The organism is Halomonas sp. 5021 (assembly GCF_036663435.1).
GTDB classification, from domain to species: Bacteria; Pseudomonadota; Gammaproteobacteria; order Pseudomonadales; family Halomonadaceae; genus Vreelandella; species Vreelandella janggokensis.
Genome location: NZ_JAXOVU010000001.1, coordinates 313,728 through 331,214 on the forward strand (window position 1 = coordinate 313,728; position 17,487 = coordinate 331,214).

Below are 17,487 nucleotides of genomic sequence, written 5' to 3' on the forward strand. Positions count from 1 at the left end.
AAGTCACCGGCATCCGGATACAAGAAATGACCTGCCCCAGGAATCACAGTGAGGAGACCCACCGTGATTATTCGGTGTATGAAACCGATGACGAGGCGCTGCTTTGATACGCCAAGTCTCTAGAGGGTAGCGACAATGTTACATATGGGGTCATCAAAAAGGCTAGCAAACGATATTCTCAATTTCTTTGGTCAGTTAGAGGATGCCCAGGGCGCCATTGACAGCACTTTGCTTAGCGAGTTACGCCGCAACTCAGATGTGTTTTCAACCATCCAAACGTTTATTGAACGAACGTCAGCGTCAGAAGAGGCGTTATCTCAAGAGTTAGCGTCAATGGCAAACAGGCTTGCGGAAATGGAAAAGCAGCATGCCGCGCTTGTTAGCCAAAAAGATGACCGTATTCGTGCATTGGAAGCAGAGTGTCAGCGCTTGGCAGGGGAGCAAAGGGTATGGGAGATGATACAACTGACGCTCACTGAAGGCGTCTGGGACTTTATCGTTCATCACGGTAACGTAGAAGATCCGTCAAGCGAGATGATCATCACCGACCAGTTTCGGAGCCTTCTGGGCTATACCCGGGAGGAGCTGCCCAACGGGATGGACAGCCAGAAGGACATTACCCATCCCGATGATCTGCCCAATATTCTGGCGGCCTTTGAAAAGGAAATCCTCTCGCCGTTGGGCTCGGGCGAATACGTGGAAGAATTTCGCATGTACCATAAACAACACGGCTACTGCTGGTTTAGAGAGCGTGGCCGGGCCATCCGGGATGAAGATGGGCAGCTGTTACGTGTCATCGGGGCGGTTCGCAACATTGAGGATGAGCGATCGGCCAAGTCAGCTCACGAAACCATCGTCGAGAACAACCACAAGACTTACCACCAGGTGTCAGAGGTGGTGGACGTTATCAGCCAGATTGCGACCCAAACCAATCTGCTGGCGCTCAATGCCGCCGTTGAAGCGGCACGAGCGGGCGAGGCTGGCAGAGGGTTTTCGATCGTCGCCGATGAAGTCAAGAAACTGGCCAACCAAACGCAGGAAGCCACCCAACGCATTCAAGACGTTCTGGATTCCCAGGAGCAGTAAAAACGTTCAGGGCGCGCAGTGTGGACAAACTGACTCGACGGTCTCGATAGCCGTTCAGCGTTACGCGTCGGGGTCGGAAGGCAGTTCATCTGGATCAAGTGCTTGCACTTCTTTAAGCAAGTTCATCAGGGTGCGGTACTTCTCTTCTCCCAGCGCCTGCTGGATCTTCTTGTATTGATTGATCATCTCACCTTTCATTTCATCGAAAAGCGCATTGCCCTTTGCGGTAAGCGTAACGCACAGACGCCGCTGGTCGGCGGCAGGTTTCCAGCGTTCCACCAGGCCATTCTGTTCCAGTCGAACCAGGACGCCTGTCAGGCTGGGCGGCAGTATGCACGCGAGCTTGGCCAGCCGATGGCTTTCCAGGGTTTGATCTTCCGATTGCCACAAAATACGGATCACCCGCCATTGCTGTTCGGTTATGTTGTGGCGATTGAGATGAGGCCTGAAGAAGTCCATTGCTGACTCACGGGCTTGCATCAATGCCAACGTCAAGGAGGGGGTAGGGCGTACCATGTGTTGCCTTTTCTAAATAGCCACCAGGCCAGGCAAGCTGTCTGATGGCAATGAGAACATTACCTGATTGTCGATTCCGCCAGCACGGCCATCTGGCAACGTGAAAGCATACGATGCACGGCAGAACGTGACAAACGCGGATTCACAAAACTCACATGCCGCTACTGGGCGATCGACCATCCTGGGATGAGACATATAGTTTAACAGGTGGGGTAAGGGTTTAGCCTGTTATGGTGCATCCATGATGGTCGTGGGGAATTGGTGGGGGCGGAAGGCCAGAGACCAGCGCTGTGAATGGCACTCAGGGCCAATAATACTGGCAAGTAACAACAAGACGCGACGGCTGAAATGCTTTATACCTTGATTCAGCGGACAGTGAGAATAGCTGTTTTGGGGGAGCCAAACTGCTGATATAGCGCGGAAGTTGCTTGACTAAAAAGCCAACAATAATCTCGAGGTCAAGGAGAATCATGGTGAGTAGTGAGCAATCCATTATCCGGGAACACCCATGTACGGCTGCGCTCGTCGAGCGTCAAACCCACGATGTTGTCGAGCATGCGCAAACGCCAAGTGGATGGACGCTCAATTATGAGCAGGTGTCTGCCGGCAAGTTCCTGGGGCAGATCTCCCAGCTGGAGTTGCCCAATATCCAGATTATCGAAGATCAAACCAATCAGGCGATGATCAAGAGTGGGGAGGCCTTCAAAAATACGATCTGCTTTAGTATCTCGACGCGCAAAAGCCCCTCTGATCTGATTTGCCTTGGTAATATCTTTACCACCCCGGGGCTGCTTGTCTCCGATGCTCAGGATCTACCTGAATTAAGAACGCCGGCAGGACTGCAGGTGTTTAACTTGAGTGTGCAAAAGGATTTGCTGATTGACTATATCGTTAAGCAGAACCTGGCATTTGAGGCCAGCTGTGCTCCTTACTTTTTCCCTTTCAGTCAACCGCATGACCAGAATGCGCTGGCGCAGGCGGTCGAGCGTATATTCCTGCTAAGCAAGCAGGGACAGCTCGCAAAACCAGTACAAAAGAAGAATGCCCAAGACCTGCTGCTGATGCATCTGCTGGATACATGTGAAACGGCTTGCTTGCCTCCCCTGTCGACGACACGAAAAAAGCAGATGGTGGATCGTGCACGTACATACGCGATCGAGCATAGCGATACTCCTTTGTCCATCATGGACTTATGCAACCATGTAGGAGCCAGTCGACGAAAGCTGCAGTATTGTTTTCAGGATGTGCTCGGCATCAGTCCAGTGTCCTTCCTGCGTATACTGCGGCTCAATGCCGTTCATAAAGCCCTGTGTACCGGAAGCCAAGACAAGCAGATCCAGGATATTGCCGCCGAATGGGGGTTTTGGCATTTAGGTCACTTTACTTCGGACTACCGTAACCTGTTCGGAGAGCGCCCATCAGACACTCGAGGGAGAATGATAAGCAGGTTTGCCAATCTCGGATAACGCCCTTTTCGGCAGCGTCATAAGCTGAAATGGCTCATTCCGAGACATAGAGGCAATACAATGACTCCAAGAAAAACAATGCTACCCCGCATTTTATTGGCACTCACCTGCAGCTATTCAGCGGCTTCCATGGCCACCGAAAATGGCACACCGACGACGGCAATGGGGCTGCTGGATTTTGGCGCAGGTTATCTACCTCCCTCCACGGATAATGGCACAGTGGGCTTTCGAGCCGCGTATTACTCAACGGATGCCCAGAAAGATAACGACGGAAACGATACAGGCAATGATTTCTCGCTAGATGTGCTCTCGCTGTCAATGGCCTATTTCTACATGACGGATCAGAAAGTGCTGGGCGCCCGTTACGGTTTCGGAACGGTCGTGCCTTTCTTCAAGATGGACTCCGAGCTGCAGGTCAAGCGAGGTGGTGCGACGCTGTTCAGCGACGAGGCCGATGTATTTGAGCTGGCGGATATCCAGTTCATGCCGATGTTACTGCAGTGGACACCAAGCCCCAATCTGTCGATCTTTGCACAGTTCCAGATCCAGGCGCCCACGGGGGATTACGATTCAGAGCGCCTCGTCTCCCCGGGGTTGAATCGCTGGGCCTTTACACCTCAGGCGGCGTTTACCTATGTCAGCGATAGCGGCTATGAGGTCTCGTCTTCGTTTCAGCTCGACATCAATACCCGCAATGATGACACCGACTACCGGAGTGGCACGGAGTATCGCCATGAGTTTGCGGTAGGCAAGCATGTGGGCCCATGGACGGTCGGCGTCGGTGGCTATCACTATCAGCAAATTATCGATGACGATGCCCCGGGCCTGGAAGGCGGTAATCGCGCATCGGTGGTGGCCGCAGGGCCTGCCATTGGCTTCTTCGACCCAGGATCGTCGATTCCGCCGATCAGGTTCCATGCGTACAAGGAGTTTGGCGCCGAGAACCGCACCGAAGGCTATAACATCGGTTTAACAATGGCGTTCAGCTTCTAAGGGGGCATGATGAGCAATGCACATTTACCCCGCGAAGCGGGGCGGTCTCAGGGCAGCGTGTTGGTGTTGGGGAGCAGCCTGACCATCATGGGATCCGTCATGGTGGCGCCCATCATTCCCAAATTGATCGCGGAATTTGCAGCCAGCGAACCTCGCGTCGAGGTGCTTGCACCGCTGGCGATTACCGGCCCGGCATTAGCCATTGCTATATTCGCGCCTTTGGCGGGCTGGCTTGCGGATAGCGTGGGCCGAAAACTCATATTGATCTTCGCCACCTTGCTTTATGCGCTGCTGGGGGCTGCGCCTGCGCTCCTCAATGATCTCCAGTCGATCGTCATTGCCCGTTTTCTTTTCGGCTGTAGCGAGGCCATGGTGATGACCTGCTGCACGGCATTGATTGCAGACTATTGGCAGGGCGAGCGCAGACTCCGCTATATCAATGCGCAGGTTATCTCGATCGCGCTGGTGGGTGCCCTGTTTTTTGTCATCGGGGGGGCGCTTGGCGAGCAATCCTGGCGCACGCCTTTCTATCTCTACCTGCTGCCTCTGTTGCTTGTCATACCGATGATGAAAGTGCTCTGGGAACCCCTTGCACGTTCTGAGCAGGATGAAACGCCCGATAGGCAGCGCATTGATGGGGTTGCCTTGGTGGTTGGCTATGTGTTGATTCTCGGTGGCATGGTGTTGAGCTTTGTCGTGCCCGTGCAAACCCCCAGACTGATGGTTCAACTGGGAATCGCGTCAAGTACGTTGATCGGCATGGCGACGGGCGCCGGTCTGCTCGCCTCACTGGTGGGGGCGCTGGCCTGGCCGCTGATTCGCAAGACCATTGGCATCAAGTGCACTAACGCCCTGCTGCTGGGGTTGATGTCCTCCGGACTGATGCTGCTCATCAACGCTGGCTCACTCACGGGTATTTTTATTGCCGTCGTCATTCATGGTGTGGGGGCGGGGTTATTAGTTCCCAATGCGCTTACCCCGGTCATGAATGCGTTGAACAAGCGCCAAAATGGACGAGGAATGGGCGGATTTACCTCCTGCCTTTATCTAGGACAGTTTGTCAGTCCCTTGTGTGTCGCCTTCCTGATGTCAATGACCGGCAGGCTGACGCATGCCATCGCCATGCTGGCATTGATCGGTTTTGGATCAGCCGTCATCTGGTTAACGTATGCCTTCTTTGCCAAACAGAACGACACGCCTCCCTTAACCACCACAGCCGATGAGTGATAGTGAAATGACACGCGATATACATACGTTGATGGATAGTCAGGATGGCGTTGGGCTTGCCGAGAAGGTGCGGCAGAAGGACGTCTCACCCACTGAACTGGTAACGGCGGTCATCGATCGCCTGGAAGCCGTCAACCCTCAGCTCAATGCGCTGGCCGAGCCGCTATATGAACAGGCGCAGAAGGCGGCAAAGGAAAACGTCGACACGCGGCAGCCATTTTGTGGTGTTCCCACCTTCGTTAAGGATCTTTTTTCGCCCCTCAATGGGGCCAGGATGGCCAGTGGTTCCTTTGCATTGGGAGAGGCGCGTGCGGAAATCGATGCCGAGGCCGTTGCTCGGTTGCGGCGCGCGGGTTGCCTGTTCGTGGGTACCAGCACCTCCCCTGAGTTCGGCACTTCCTATACCACCGAGTCGAGCCGGTTTGGGGCAACGCGTAATCCCTGGAACCCGGAGAGAAGCGTGGGCGGTTCGAGTGGCGGTGCTGCCGCTCTGGTGGCTGCCAGGGTGGTGCCGTTTGCCCACGGCAACGATGGCGGCGGCTCCCTCCGAGTGCCGGCATCCTGTTGCGGCATTTTTGGTCTTAAACCTACGCGGGGCAGGATGCCATCGGGCCCGATGGTAGGTGAGGGCTGGGGAGGCATGGGGACGCCTCACGCGATGACCCTGTCGGTGCGCGACAGCGCAGCGTTACTTGATGCCACTAGCGGGGCGGACCTCGGGGCACCCTATGCCGCTCCGGAACAGCGTGACTCCTTCCTGAACGCCGTGGAAAGGTCGCCTGGCACGTTGCGCATTGCCGTGGTGGAAAGTATGGCCCCCTGGGAATCAGGCGCCGAGGCGCGAGAAGCCGTCAAGATTACCGCGTCGTTATGCGAATCCCTGGGACACCGCGTTGAATCGGTATCGTTGCCGGTGAACCTGCCCGAGTTTATTCATAATACCTTTAGCATCATCGCGCCTAACACGCAGAATTTCATCAATACTCTCGGCGAGATGCGCGGATCTCCTGTCAAGGATACCGAGCTGGAACCTCGCACCAGGGTGATGCTGAGGGAAAAAGGCCATCTCGACGCCACCACCTACATTGCGGCCATCGAGTATATGCATGCGCTGGGCAGAACGGTGGCGGGTTTCATGCGTGACTACGATCTGATCTTGACGCCGACATTGACACGCAAGCCGCCAATCATCGGTGAGCTGGACGCCTTTGACGATACGCTGAGTCTTGAAGACATCATTCATCAGTTCCATAGCTATTCGCCCTATACGGCTATTTTTAACGCGACCGGCCAGCCGGCCATGTCGGTTCCGCTGTATTGGACGCAGGATAGTCTGCCGATCGGCAGCCATTTTGCCGCGCGATTCGGTGACGAGAGTACGCTGCTGTCGTTGGCGGCTCAGCTTGAGCAGGCGCGCCCCTGGGCGAATAAGCGGCCACCCGTCAATGCCATGACGAGCTCGCATTGACGTCGGTCTAGTGGCATTTAAAACGGCAGGTGTAGCGAAGCGCTGAGCATATTGAGATGATCAAGAGTAGGGTCGTCGACCCGCTCGTATTCCAGGCGGCTGACGAGACGGTCGACGGTGAGAGTGGCGCCAAACCCTTGCAGTAGGGCGGTGCCGCTTTCATCAATGCCTTGCATTGGCCGGTAGCTTTCACCGCGCCACTCGGTAAGCCCTGATTTGGCGTAGATGCTGAATGCTCCCATACGCAAACCTGCCACCACAGCGCCACCTAGGCTGAGGGTGTCCATGATCAACGGCTTAATACTTGATGAGATAGGCACTTCTTCGCTCTCGCGGTAGGCCAGTTCAGCGCCGATATCCAACTGGGGCAACTGCCATGGGCTGAAGCCGGCGGTTAACCGGAAGCCGCTGGTGTAACTGTCGATACTGCTCAGGTCGCTGCCTTCGAGGATGACGCCATTGTCCAGTTGCATTAACTCACTTTGCGGCAAGGCATACGAAGTGGCGGGCGCGAGCTCGTCAGCATGGGCGCCAGCATATGGCACGGCGCAAAAGAGGAGGGTGCTTGCCAAGCGTTTCATTGGCATTTTTCTTACACCTAGAAGCGTAAAGTGAAGGCAGACCTTTTAAGCGTAGCAACGGGCCTTGATTTCTACCAATTTAATTGCGCCATTGACCAGGTTTTCGACCAGGTGCTTGCCCATCTGGGTAAAGCGGTCGCCGAACACCCAGGCTGGGGAGAGTACCGCCGTCCGTGGCGTCTGTTCTTTATGTCTTTGGCGCTGGCGCCATTCCAGGGCTGTATCGCTCCAGTCATCGAGGTGTTGAATGTGAAAGCCCTTTGATTCGAGCAGATGGACTAGTGCGTCCTGGGTAAGCAAATGGGAATGCGCTGGCGAATCCGCCCAGGGTACGGGGTAGACAAGGTCTTCCACGTTGGGACCGCTGATCACTTCGTGCATCACCAGTTGACCGTTAGCGCTCAGCACGCGGTGACATTCATCCATCACCCTGGCCGCGTCAGGCATGTTGAGCAGGCTGTGCTGGAAGACCACTGCATTGAAACACCCCGACTCAAACGGCAAGGCACAGGCGTCAGCAGTGATCGAGACAAGCGGCGGGCTGCCTGCCAGTGCGCTAAGCGATTGGTTGAGAACGTTAAACCGATGGGTAATATCAAGGCCGACCATGTGATAACCCAGCGCCGCTCCCTGGCGCATTAGCCCGCCCAGACCAGCGCCTATATCCAGCACGCGTGTGGGGGCAACGGGATCAATCAGGTTCAGCAACCTGGCGGACGCCGCCATACCGCCAATATGCAGTTGGTCCAGGGGAGCAAGCTGGGGCAGTGTCGGTCCGTCAGGGTAATGGGCCCGGATTTGTTCAAGCACTTCGCGGTCACGAAGTGCCTGATGGTAATGCGTCACCAGGGGCGAGTGGAAAGCCATTTGATGCTCCTTCGCTAGCCGAAGAGCTGCCAGCGCGTGCCGCTAGTCGTCTAACCCGAGCTCTTGAATGGAAATCTCGCGCATTTTGAATTTCTGGATCTTGCCGGTGACAGTCATCGGGAATTCATCGACGAATTTGAAGTAGCGCGGAATCTTGAAGTGGGTGATCTTGCCCTTGCAGTACTCGCGCAGTTCTTCCCCAGTGACCTCATCGGCGGTGCTGTTGAGCTTGACCCAGGCAATCAGCTCTTCCCCATACTTCTTGTCCGGCACACCGGTCACCTGCACTTCTGATATGGCCGGGTGGGCGTAAAGAAACTCTTCGATCTCCTTGGGGTAAACATTCTCGCCGCCGCGAATCACCATGTCCTTGATGCGACCGACGATCTGGACATAGCCCTCTTCATCCATGGTGGCTAAGTCGCCGGTATGCATCCAGCCCGCTTCGTCAATCGCTTCAGCGGTGGCTTTGTCGTTGTTCCAGTACTTCAACATGACGCTGTAGCCGCGAGTACACAACTCGCCGATTTCGCCACGGGGCAGAATGCCGCCGTTGCCGGGGTCAACGATTTTGGTTTCCAGGTGCGGCTGGGTACGTCCGACGGTCGAAACGCGCTTGTCAATGCTGTCATCGGCGCCGGTCTGGGTGGATACCGGGCTGGTTTCGGTCATGCCGTAGGCGATTTGCACGCCCTTCATGTTCATCTTGCTGATGACCTGCTTCATGATCTCGGCAGGGCAGATGGAACCCGCCATGATACCGGTGCGCAGGGTTGAGAGGTCGGTGCTTGCAAAGTCCGGATGGTCAAGCTCGGCGATAAACATGGTGGGCACGCCGTACAGTGCGGTGGCTTTCTGTTCGTGTACTGCCTTGAGAACAGTGCCGGGGTCAAAGCCTTCATCCGGGTAGATCATGGCCGCACCATGGGTCATGCAGCCCAGGTTGCCCATCACCATGCCAAAGCAGTGATAAAGCGGCACCGGGATCACCAGGCGGTCTTCACTGGTAAAGCCCATGCTTTCAGCAACGAAGAAACCATTGTTGAGAATGTTGTGGTGGGAGAGCGTCGCCCCTTTGGGGAAGCCCGTGGTACCGGAGGTGTACTGAATATTGATCGCGTCGTCGAACTGGAGCGTGGCCTGCAGGTCGTCAACGTCGGTTTGGCTGACGTGGCGAGACGCTTCCATCATGTCGGCCCAACGCCACATACCGGGGTGTTTATCGGCACTTAAATTAATCACGCACTCAAGCTCGGGCAGCTTTTGTGACGTCAACTGGCCTTCGGCACAGGTGTTCAGTTCTGGCGCCAGTTCATACAGCATGGCGCTGTAGTCAGATGTTTTGAAACGGTTCGCCGTCACCAGAAAGCGTGCGCCGGATTGATTCAGCGCGTACTCCAGCTCATGGGTGCGGTAGGAGGGGTTAATATTGACCAGAATGGCGCCAATTTTGGCCGTGGCGAACTGGGTGACGGTCCATTCGCTGCAGTTAGGCGCCCAGATGCCCACGCGATCGCCCTTTTTGACGCCGATAGCCAGCAGGGCACGGGCACAGCGATTCACTTCATCCTGAAGCTCGCGGTAGCACCAGTGAATATTCTGGTGTAATGCAATCAAGGCGTCGTTATCCGGGTACTGCGCGGCGATCTGGTCGAATTTATCGCCAATGGTCATGCCCAGCAGTGGCTTGTCGGCGGTGCTGCTGGTGTAGCTTGGCAGCGTGAGTGCAGGTGATGCCATGGTATCTCTCCAAATATTATTGTCTTGTCCGAGCGAAGGCCGCGACTGTTTGTTGTTTGTTATGAGCTGGCGCGACCTTTTGCCAGGGCGACTTTAGAGCTGGGCTTGCGGCCTAACTCGCCGGTAATCCAGTAGCCGGTATCGATCACGGCCTGCAGGTCGATGCCTGTTTCTATGTCTAGCCCTTCAAGCAGGTAGAGTACGTCTTCGGTGGCGACATTACCGGAGGCGCCCTTGGCGTAGGGGCAGCCACCGAGGCCAGCCGTGGCCGCATCGATCACGCTGATGCCTTCTTCCATTACCGCGTACAGGTTCGCCAGCGCCATGCCGTAGGTATCGTGGAAATGAGCTGCCAGGAACTCAACGGGCACCTGCTGGCGTGTCGCCTCAATCATTCGCTTGGCAGCCAATGGGGTGCCCACGCCAATGGTGTCGCCCAGTGAAATTTCGTAGCAGCCCATGTCGTAAAGTGCCTTGGCTACCTCGGCTACCTTGCCAGGCGCTATCTCGCCTTCGTAAGGACAGCCCAACACGCAAGACACATAGCCGCGAACTCGAATACCGGCCTCCCGGGCGCGTTCCAGTACCGGTTCAAAGCGCGCCAGTGATTCGGCAATCGAGCAATTGATATTTTTTTGCGCAAACGCTTCTGATGCGGCGCCAAAGACGGCCACTTCATCCACGCCCGTTTCCAGCGCGTTCTCCAGGCCTTTCAGGTTGGGCGTCAATGCAGAATAGACCACGCCTGGCTGACGATGGATGCCGGTCATTACCTCAGTTGCATCGCCCATTTGCGGCACCCACTTGGGTGACACAAAGCTGGCGGCTTCGATATGCGTGATACCCGCGTTGGCGAGGCGTTCGATCAGGGCGATTTTGGTCGCAGCAGGCACGATGGCCCCGGGCTCGTTTTGCAGGCCGTCCCGGGGGGCCATTTCAAACAGCTTGACGGAGGTTGGCAATGCCATTGAGAGCTCCTTTATTCGTTGGCTGCAAAGTCGAGCAGCACATCGCCCTGGTTGACGGTATCACCTGCCTGGAAGTGGAAGGCCTCCACGCTGCCGTCTGCAGGTGCGGTCATGGTGTGCTCCATCTTCATGGCTTCCATGACCATCAGCGGCATGCCTTTTTCAACGGCAATACCGGACTCCACCAGCAGGGCAACGACGGTGCCGTTCATCGGTGCAGTGAGAGTGGATTCCGCTTCGTGGTGACCATGATCGATGGCATCAATACGCCGCCAGAACAGCCGGGTTTCTCCGTTAGGGTCAGCCATCACCACGACATGCCCATCCCGGCGCGCCTGCAGGCGGCGGCGGTGGCCGTTAAGGGTGACGGCGACCGCATCGCCGGCCAGCGGCTGCAGGCTGGCGGTGAGGGTGTCATCGCCAATGGTCAGATTCCATAACGCTTCGCCTGCGTTGCGTTTGCCTTCCACAATCACCACTGACTCATCGCTGTCAGCGGCTTTGATATCTGCCGGGTCACACAGGGCAATACGAATAGTGTGGGGTGCGTTAAGGCGGAAGCCGTCGTGCCGATCCCAGGGGGAGTCGCTTTCACACTCCTGGGCGAGTTGGTGCAGACCAATCAGCGCCGCACTGGCGTAGGCCTCAATGCTGTGGTGGCGCGGTGCGAAAAGCGTGGCTTCGTTGCGCTCGATAAAGCGCGTATCCAGCTCCACGTTCTTGAAACCAGGGTGGGTCGCCAGGCGCATCAGGAAGGCACGGTTGGTAACCACCCCTTGAACGTCCAGCGCTGCAAGCGCGCGGTTAAGCGTCGCCAGCGCTGCACTGCGGTCGGGGCCGTGCACAATCAGCTTGGCGAGCATGGGGTCATAGTGCATCGACACTGTATCGCCGCTCTCCACACCGCTATCCAAGCGAACCTGATCGGCGTTCAAGCCTGCGCCTTCCAGATCCAGTGCAAAGCGGGTAAGCAAGCCGGTGGCGGGTATGAAATCCTGGTCCGGGTCTTCGGCGTAAATGCGCGCCTCAAAGCTGTGGCCGGTAATGGTTAGTTCATCTTGTTGACACGGGAGCCGTTCCCCCATGGCAACACGCAGTTGCCACTCGACCAGATCCTGACCGGTGATCTTTTCGGTGACCGGGTGCTCGACCTGGAGGCGAGTGTTCATCTCCATAAAGTAGAAGGAACCGTCCGCGTCTAAAAGGAACTCCACGGTGCCCGCACCCACGTAGCCGATCTCTTTTGCGGCACGCACTGCGGCATCGCCCATGGCACTGCGCAATTCCGCGGTCATGCCGGGAGCAGGGGCTTCTTCGATCACCTTTTGATGACGACGCTGAACGCTGCAGTCACGCTCGAACAGGTAAACCCCGTTGCCATGGCGGTCGCAGAATACCTGCACTTCCACATGGCGTGGCTGCACCAGGTACTTCTCGATCAGCATGCGGTCGTCGCCGAAAGCAGCTTTGGATTCACGGCGACAGCCATCCAACGCAGCCTGGAAACCATCACCCGATTCAACAACGCGCATGCCTTTGCCACCGCCACCCGCGCTGGCTTTGAGCATGACCGGGTAGCCGATCTTGTCAGCCTCGGTACGTAGCAGGGTGTCGTCCTGGTCATCACTATGGTAGCCAGGCACCAGCGGAACGCCGGCATTGGCCATGCGCGCTTTGGCGGCGGATTTATCGCCCATGGCTGCAATGGCCGAGGCGGGCGGCCCCACAAAGGTAATGCCCGCTTCTTCAAGCGCTTTAACGAAGCTGCCATTCTCGGAAAGAAAGCCGTAGCCCGGGTGAATCGCTCCGGTACCGGTGCGCTTGGCAGCGTCAACCACCGCGTCAATATTGAGGTAGCTTTCCCGCGCGGCGGCAGGGCCCAAGCGCACGGCCTCGTCGGCTTCACGTACATGGCGGGCGCTGGCATCGGCGTCTGAATAGACGGCGACGGTTTTTAATCCCATGCGGCGCGCCGTGCGCATCACTCGGCAGGCGATTTCGCCGCGGTTGGCGACCAGTAGGGTGTCAAAAGGTGTCGTGCGAGCGGCGTTGTCAGCTTTTTCGTCTTTTGCGATGGTGGATGAGTGACTCATGAGCGACGCTCCGAAGCGTTAGATGTGTTATTAGATTCGGCCCAAACGGGGCGGCGCTTTTCAAAGAAGCTGGATAATCCCTCCTGGCCTTCCTGGCTTACCCGCAATCTGGCGATGACCTGGCAGGTGTGTTCTCGAGTGGCGTCGCTATCCGGGGACTGGACGACGCTAGCCAACAACGCTTTGGTGGCACGCTGGGCCTGGGGTGAGCCAGCCAATAGCGTTGCCAGCATGGCATCGACAGCGTCATCCAACGCATCAAGCTCAACCACTTGGTGGGCCAAACCGAGCGCGAGCGCCATTGGGGCATCCATCACTTCCGCTGTTAACGCATAGCGACGCATCTGGCGCTCGCCTAATGCACGCTGCACATAGGGGCTGATGACGGCAGGCGAAAGCCCAATCTTGACTTCCGAGAGGCAGAACTTGGCTTTCACGGAGGCAACCACCACATCGCAGCAGGCGGCAAGCCCTACGGCACCGCCAAAGGCAGCGCCTTGCACACGACATAGCGTGGGGCAGGGCAACGTGTCCAGACCGTGCATCAGCGCGGCGAGCTTGCGCGAATCGGCGAGGTTATCGTCAAGGTCGTAGTCGACCATGCGCTTCATCCAGTTCAGGTCAGCACCCGCCGAAAAGCTCTTGCCTTCTGAGCCCAGTACGACCGCGCGCACTTCGCCCGCTTCAGCAAGCACATGTAGCCGGTTGAGGTGTTCATTCAGCTCGGCGATCAGGCTATCGTCGAAGGCGTTATGCACTTCTGGGCGGTTCAATGTCAGGCGCGCCACGCCCTTTTCAATCATCAGTGTTGAGTAAGCCATGGTGATTGCCCCTTACATCCGGAACACGCCAAAGCGTGTCTCTTCGACTTCAGCATTCATCGCGGCGGCCAGTGAAAGTCCCAGCACATCGCGGGTTTGCAGGGGGTCAATCACGCCGTCATCCCAAAGGCGGGCGCTGGCGTAGTAGGGATGGCCCTGATGCTCATACTGTTCGCGTGTGGGCTGTTTGAAGGCTTCTTCTTCCTCCTTGCTCCACTCGCGACCATCGCGCTCGTGCTGTTCGCGCTTGACCTGGGCCAGCACGCCCGCCGCCTGTTCACCCCCCATCACGGAAATACGCGCGTTGGGCCACATAAACAGCAGGTTGGGATCATAAGCCCGCCCGCACATGCCGTAGTTACCAGCGCCGAAGCTGCCGCCAATCAGGACGGTGTATTTGGGCACCTTGGCGCAGGCCACGGCGGTGACCAGCTTGGCGCCGTGCTTGGCAATACCTTCGTGTTCGTACTTTGAACCGACCATAAAGCCGGTGATGTTCTGCAGGAAGATCAGCGGAATCTTGCGCTGGGCACAGAGCTCAATAAAGTGTGCCCCCTTGACGGCGCTTTCAGAAAACAGCACGCCGTTGTTGGCCACGATACCCACCGGATAGCCGTGGATGTGCGCAAAGCCCGTGACCAGCGTATCGCCGTAGTAGCGCTTGAACTCGTCAAAGTCGGAGTCATCGACGATGCGGCCAATGACTTCCCGCACGTCATAGGGCTTTTTAAGGTCGGTGCCGACAATGCCATACAGCTCGGCGGGGTCGAGCCTGGGTGGCTTGGGCGCCTGCATGGCAAGCTGGCCGCGTTTCTGCCAGTTGAGCCGCGAGACACAGGCGCGGGCAAGCTGCAGCGCGTGGGCATCGTTTTCGGCGTAGTGGTCGGCCACGCCGCTGACTTTGGCATGCACATCCGCGCCGCCCAGGTCTTCAGCGCTGATGCTTTCGCCGGTGGCGGCTTTTACCAAGGGCGGTCCGCCGAGGAAAATCGTGCCCTGTTCTTTAACGATGATCGACTCATCCGCCATGGCGGGCACATAAGCGCCACCTGCGGTACAGGAACCCATGACCACGGCAATTTGGGGGATACCTTCGGCGGACAGGGTTGCCTGGTTGTAGAAGATGCGACCGAAATGGTCGCGGTCAGGGAAGACTTCATCCTGGCGGGGCAGGAAGGCACCGCCGGAATCGACCAGATAAATACACGGCAGGCGGTGCTTGCGGGCGATCTCCTGGGCGCGAATATGCTTTTTAACCGTCAGCGGAAAATAGGTGCCGCCTTTGACCGTGGCGTCGTTGGCCACGATGACGCACTCGACGCCGGAAACCCGGCCAATACCGGTCACAACGCCTGCCGCCGGAATCTCACTGTCGTAAATATGGTGAGCTGCCAGGGCGGAGAATTCTAGAAATGGGGACCCCTCATCGATCAAGTGATCGATACGGTCACGAACAAACAGCTTGCCGCGGCTTTCATGGCGCTCGCGGGCTTTGGCACCGCCGCCCTCGGCAATGGCGGCCGTAAGCTCACGTAGCTTGCTAACTTCACCGAGCATTGCGGCTTCGTTGGCTTGGAACACATCGCTGCGCGGATTGATTTGGCTATTGATGGTACTCATGGCGCGGCCCTGCTGATGTTAATTAAAGGGTTTCAGTGAAGAGTTCGCGGCCAATCAGCATCCGCCGAATCTCGCTGGTGCCCGCGCCAATTTCGTAAAGCTTGGCGTCGCGCAGCAGGCGGCCAGTGGGGTACTCGTTGATATAGCCGTTTCCGCCGAGTAGCTGAATCGCATCAAGCGCTACCTGGGTGGCTTTTTCCGCGCAGTAGAGAATCACCCCGGCAGCGTCTTTGCGGGAGGTCTGGCCGCGGTCGCAGGCACCCGCTACGGCATAAAGATAGGCCCGGCAGGCGTTCAGGGTGGTGTACATATCCGCTACCTTGCCCTGCACCAGTTGGAATTCGCCAATCGACTGGTTGAACTGCTTGCGCTCGTGGATATAGGGCAGCACCACATCCATGGCGGCCTGCATGATGCCGATGGGGCCGGCCGCGAGCACGGTGCGCTCGTAATCCAGGCCGCTCATCAGTACGCGAACGCCTTTGCCCTCATCCCCCAGAATATTCTCGGCGGGCACGGCGCAGTCCTGGAACACCAGTTCGCAGGTGTTGGAGCCGCGCATGCCCAGCTTGTCGAGCTTCTGGGCGGTCGAGAAACCGGGCATGCCTTTTTCGATAATAAAGGCGGTAATGCCTTTGGAACCGGCGTCCGGGTCGGTCTTGGCGTAGACCACCAGCACATCCGCGTCCGGGCCATTGGTGATCCACATCTTGTTGCCGTTAAGGATGTAGTGGTCGCCATCGCGTTTAGCACGCAGCTGCATGGAGACCACATCGGAACCGGCGCCGGGTTCCGACATGGCCAGGGCACCCACATGGTCACCGCTGATCAGTTTGGGCAGGTACTTGGCTTTCTGTTCGGCGGTGGCGTTGATCTTGATCTGATTGACGCACAGGTTGGAGTGGGCGCCGTAGGAGAGCGCCACCGAGGCGCTGGCCCGCGAAATCTCTTCCATGGCGATACAGTGGGCGAGATAGCCCATACCGCTGCCACCATCTTCTTCAGAAACGGTAATACCCAATAAGCCCATATCGCCGAACTTCTTCCATAGGTCGTTGGGAAATTCATTGCTCTGGTCGATTTCGGCAGCGCGTGGGGCAATCTCGCTTGCAGCGAAGGCGTTGACCTGCTCGCGCAGCATATTCAGCTCGTCATCCAGGCCAAAATTGAGTTCTGAGTAGTGTGAAAACATGGTCAATCACCTGTTGTTCATTGTGTTGGTAAGCGCGCTGGGGGTATTTAGAGTCGTTATCTATTCAGTGCGTAGTCGCGGATGAAGATGGCGATGTTGTATCGGGTTCCGTCTGCTCTTCTTCGCGTTGTTTTTGATTCAGTTCCTCCAGCGCCTGACGGCAGCGAATTTCTGCGCTTTCGAGCTCAAGCTGGACCATGGTGATATCTTTCATCTGCTGGTCCAGTGCAGAGCGGCGCTCGGCTATCTTGCTGAGCATTAAATTCAGCTGTTTTTTACTGCCGCTGCGGGTCTCGTCCCAGAGCTCGAACAGCTCGCGAATTTCGGCGAGTGAAAACCCCAGTCGCTTACCACGAATGGTCAGCTTGAGTCGCACCCGATCCTTACTGCTGTAGACGCGGGTTTGCCCGCGGCGGGTGGGGTGAAGCAACTCTTGGTCTTCGTAGAAACGGATGCTGCGGGTGGTCAAATCAAATTCGTTGGCCAATTCGCTGATCGAGTAGGTTTTGCTCATGGTGACGTTCTCTCAAAAGGGCATTGTTCCCAAGAATCATTCTTAAGGCATACCTTCTATGGAACACTGCCAGTGAGGCTAAAACAAGTTTACGTTAACGTAAAGCATATCTTGTTTTCTTTGTTTTGCTGATAGACGTTGCCAATCTTCTGAATAAGAAGTCTTTTTTACAAAACAAGGTCAGTATCTTTCACTTGCGTAGACCAAAGTTGTAATTGTAATTACCTGACAGAGGTTGCTAGTTTGCACCTACACCTTACGTTAAGGTAAGAATATGTTGCCAGCTAACGAATTTTGCTTCTAGTAAGTACAGGCTGGTGTAAAGAAGTCACTGG

General features: G+C 56.8%; 15 protein-coding genes. 5 read left to right on the top strand and 10 right to left on the bottom strand.

The window, feature by feature from the left end:
* Positions 1 to 333: 333 nt before the first annotated feature.
* The gene (locus R3F64_RS01645) at positions 334 to 1,086 is read left to right on the top strand and encodes a methyl-accepting chemotaxis protein (protein WP_332609410.1); all 753 of its coding nucleotides are present in this window, start codon (positions 334 to 336) and stop codon (positions 1,084 to 1,086) included.
* Between the two features lie 60 nt (positions 1,087 to 1,146).
* Here the strand turns inward: R3F64_RS01645 and hpaR are convergent, their stop codons facing one another.
* The gene (hpaR, locus tag R3F64_RS01650; protein ID WP_264823246.1) at positions 1,147 to 1,602 is read right to left on the bottom strand and encodes a homoprotocatechuate degradation operon regulator HpaR; all 456 of its coding nucleotides are present in this window, start codon (positions 1,600 to 1,602) and stop codon (positions 1,147 to 1,149) included.
* Positions 1,603 to 2,072: 470 nt separating this feature from the next.
* On the opposite strand from hpaR, the gene R3F64_RS01655 reads away from it, so the two are divergent.
* The 4 genes from R3F64_RS01655 (at position 2,073) to R3F64_RS01670 (ending at position 6,756) form a co-directional block, all read left to right on the top strand.
* Positions 2,073 to 3,068 carry a helix-turn-helix domain-containing protein gene (locus R3F64_RS01655; RefSeq protein WP_332609411.1) on the top strand — a complete coding sequence of 332 codons (996 nt, stop codon included), beginning with the start codon at positions 2,073 to 2,075 and terminating at the stop codon, positions 3,066 to 3,068.
* Between the two features lie 78 nt (positions 3,069 to 3,146).
* The gene (locus R3F64_RS01660) at positions 3,147 to 4,061 is read left to right on the top strand and encodes a SphA family protein (protein WP_332609412.1); all 915 of its coding nucleotides are present in this window, start codon (positions 3,147 to 3,149) and stop codon (positions 4,059 to 4,061) included.
* Between the two features lie 9 nt (positions 4,062 to 4,070).
* Positions 4,071 to 5,288 carry an MFS transporter gene (locus R3F64_RS01665; protein ID WP_332609413.1) on the top strand — a complete coding sequence of 406 codons (1,218 nt, stop codon included), beginning with the start codon at positions 4,071 to 4,073 and terminating at the stop codon, positions 5,286 to 5,288.
* A gap of 7 nt (positions 5,289 to 5,295) precedes the next feature.
* Entirely contained in the window at positions 5,296 to 6,756 is a 1,461-nt protein-coding gene (locus R3F64_RS01670; protein WP_332609414.1) for an amidase, read from the top strand.
* A 17-nt stretch (positions 6,757 to 6,773) separates the two neighbouring features.
* Here R3F64_RS01670 and R3F64_RS01675 read toward each other — a convergent pair whose 3' ends face one another.
* The 9 genes from R3F64_RS01675 to R3F64_RS01715 all read right to left on the bottom strand — a co-directional run bounded on the left by R3F64_RS01675 (position 6,774) and on the right by R3F64_RS01715 (position 17,152).
* Positions 6,774 to 7,343, bottom strand: coding sequence for a hypothetical protein (locus R3F64_RS01675; RefSeq protein WP_085918771.1), 570 nt, complete (start codon positions 7,341 to 7,343; stop codon positions 6,774 to 6,776).
* A gap of 39 nt (positions 7,344 to 7,382) precedes the next feature.
* Positions 7,383 to 8,204: a class I SAM-dependent methyltransferase gene (locus R3F64_RS01680; RefSeq protein ID WP_332609415.1), complete on the bottom strand. Its 822-nt coding sequence runs from the start codon at positions 8,202 to 8,204 to the stop codon at positions 7,383 to 7,385.
* A gap of 42 nt (positions 8,205 to 8,246) precedes the next feature.
* Entirely contained in the window at positions 8,247 to 9,944 is a 1,698-nt protein-coding gene (locus tag R3F64_RS01685; RefSeq protein WP_085918769.1) for an AMP-binding protein, read from the bottom strand.
* A 59-nt stretch (positions 9,945 to 10,003) separates the two neighbouring features.
* Complete coding sequence (locus R3F64_RS01690) at positions 10,004 to 10,912, bottom strand: hydroxymethylglutaryl-CoA lyase (RefSeq protein ID WP_332609416.1); 909 nt, start codon at positions 10,910 to 10,912, stop codon at positions 10,004 to 10,006.
* An 11-nt stretch (positions 10,913 to 10,923) separates the two neighbouring features.
* The gene (locus tag R3F64_RS01695) at positions 10,924 to 13,005 is read right to left on the bottom strand and encodes an acetyl/propionyl/methylcrotonyl-CoA carboxylase subunit alpha (RefSeq protein ID WP_332609417.1); all 2,082 of its coding nucleotides are present in this window, start codon (positions 13,003 to 13,005) and stop codon (positions 10,924 to 10,926) included.
* A complete protein-coding gene (locus tag R3F64_RS01700; RefSeq protein WP_332609418.1) occupies positions 13,002 to 13,826 on the bottom strand; it encodes an enoyl-CoA hydratase/isomerase family protein in 825 nt (274 codons plus the stop codon). The genes R3F64_RS01695 and R3F64_RS01700 overlap by 4 nt, the downstream gene beginning before the upstream one ends.
* Before the next feature lie 12 nt (positions 13,827 to 13,838).
* A complete protein-coding gene (locus tag R3F64_RS01705; protein ID WP_332609420.1) occupies positions 13,839 to 15,446 on the bottom strand; it encodes a carboxyl transferase domain-containing protein in 1,608 nt (535 codons plus the stop codon).
* A 22-nt stretch (positions 15,447 to 15,468) separates the two neighbouring features.
* Positions 15,469 to 16,638, bottom strand: a complete 1,170-nt coding sequence (locus tag R3F64_RS01710) for an isovaleryl-CoA dehydrogenase (RefSeq protein WP_332609421.1) — start codon at positions 16,636 to 16,638, stop codon at positions 15,469 to 15,471.
* A gap of 64 nt (positions 16,639 to 16,702) precedes the next feature.
* The gene (locus R3F64_RS01715) at positions 16,703 to 17,152 is read right to left on the bottom strand and encodes a MerR family transcriptional regulator (protein WP_085918763.1); all 450 of its coding nucleotides are present in this window, start codon (positions 17,150 to 17,152) and stop codon (positions 16,703 to 16,705) included.
* Between the last annotated feature and the right edge of the window lie 335 nt (positions 17,153 to 17,487).

Bases quoted from the DNA above. Each gene is read 5' to 3' on its own strand.
- R3F64_RS01645 (WP_332609410.1), top strand. From the start codon at position 334: ATGGCAAACAGGCTTGCGGAAATGGAAAAGCAGCATGCCGCGCTTGTT.
- hpaR (WP_264823246.1), bottom strand. From the start codon at position 1,602: ATGGTACGCCCTACCCCCTCCTTGACGTTGGCATTGATGCAAGCCCGT.
- R3F64_RS01655 (WP_332609411.1), top strand. From the start codon at position 2,073: ATGGTGAGTAGTGAGCAATCCATTATCCGGGAACACCCATGTACGGCT.
- R3F64_RS01660 (WP_332609412.1), top strand. From the start codon at position 3,147: ATGCTACCCCGCATTTTATTGGCACTCACCTGCAGCTATTCAGCGGCT.
- R3F64_RS01665 (WP_332609413.1), top strand. From the start codon at position 4,071: ATGAGCAATGCACATTTACCCCGCGAAGCGGGGCGGTCTCAGGGCAGC.
- R3F64_RS01670 (WP_332609414.1), top strand. From the start codon at position 5,296: ATGACACGCGATATACATACGTTGATGGATAGTCAGGATGGCGTTGGG.
- R3F64_RS01675 (WP_085918771.1), bottom strand. From the start codon at position 7,343: ATGCCAATGAAACGCTTGGCAAGCACCCTCCTCTTTTGCGCCGTGCCA.
- R3F64_RS01680 (WP_332609415.1), bottom strand. From the start codon at position 8,204: ATGGCTTTCCACTCGCCCCTGGTGACGCATTACCATCAGGCACTTCGT.
- R3F64_RS01685 (WP_085918769.1), bottom strand. From the start codon at position 9,944: ATGGCATCACCTGCACTCACGCTGCCAAGCTACACCAGCAGCACCGCC.
- R3F64_RS01690 (WP_332609416.1), bottom strand. From the start codon at position 10,912: ATGGCATTGCCAACCTCCGTCAAGCTGTTTGAAATGGCCCCCCGGGAC.
- R3F64_RS01695 (WP_332609417.1), bottom strand. From the start codon at position 13,005: ATGAGTCACTCATCCACCATCGCAAAAGACGAAAAAGCTGACAACGCC.
- R3F64_RS01700 (WP_332609418.1), bottom strand. From the start codon at position 13,826: ATGGCTTACTCAACACTGATGATTGAAAAGGGCGTGGCGCGCCTGACA.
- R3F64_RS01705 (WP_332609420.1), bottom strand. From the start codon at position 15,446: ATGAGTACCATCAATAGCCAAATCAATCCGCGCAGCGATGTGTTCCAA.
- R3F64_RS01710 (WP_332609421.1), bottom strand. From the start codon at position 16,638: ATGTTTTCACACTACTCAGAACTCAATTTTGGCCTGGATGACGAGCTG.
- R3F64_RS01715 (WP_085918763.1), bottom strand. From the start codon at position 17,152: ATGAGCAAAACCTACTCGATCAGCGAATTGGCCAACGAATTTGATTTG.